Source organism: Cellulomonas sp. P2_B4 (assembly GCF_056404795.1).
Genome location: NZ_JBFUDI010000051.1, coordinates 1 through 671, shown reverse-complemented (window position 1 = coordinate 671; position 671 = coordinate 1). Strand labels below are relative to the sequence as shown.

At 70.6% G+C, this 671-nt stretch carries 2 protein-coding genes; both read left to right on the top strand.

All coding sequences use genetic code 11. From position 1 onward, the window contains the following. Positions 1-424: TOMM precursor leader peptide-binding protein (locus tag AC1DZC_RS20030; protein WP_477044494.1), on the top strand; the 424-nt coding region annotated here is incomplete at its 5' end. 20 nt (positions 425-444) lie between these two features. Then, a partial coding sequence (locus AC1DZC_RS20025; RefSeq protein ID WP_477044493.1) for a YcaO-like family protein occupies positions 445-671 on the top strand: 227 nt, incomplete at its 3' end.

The following is a 671-nucleotide window of genomic DNA, read 5'->3' as shown; positions in this document are numbered from 1 at the left end:
TCTCGCGCTGAAGCTCAATCGGGCGTGTCGCGGCGCCGGGGTCGCCTGGCTGACGGGATCGCTCGAAGGCAGCGAGGTCGTTGCCGGGCCGGGGTTCGACGCCTCGCCCGATGGCCCCTGCTATATGTGCTACCGGATGCGCGAGGTGGCGACGGCGGCCGATCCGCAGACGCGCTTCGCGCTGGAGCGGCGGCTCGACCGGCTGCGCCGCGATCTCGGCGCGAGGCGCGAGAATCTGGCCTGGGGCGCCGAGATCCTGGCCGGGATGCTGGTGGCCGAGGCCGTCAATATCCTGACCGGCATCGCCGAGCCCGCGCTCAACGGCCGGCTGATCGTGACCAGCCTGCTCACCTTGCGGCAGGAGAAGCATGTCGTGCTGAAAAAGCCCGGCTGCCCGGTGTGCGACACGGGCGCCGCGGCATGAACGCCGGCGCGGAACGGACGATGGAGCTGCTGGTCAGCCGCCGGACCGGCATCATCACCGAGGTCACACATCAGCAACGCGGGGCGGAGGAGCCGGTGCCGCCGCATCTGTTCACCGCGATGCTGTCGCATTTCGATTTCCGCGCCGCGCCGGCGGCGGAAAGGCTGAGCGGCGGCAAGGGCGCGACCGAGACCCAGGCGAAGCTCTCGGCGATCGGCGAGGCAGTGGAGCGCTACAGCGCCTATCA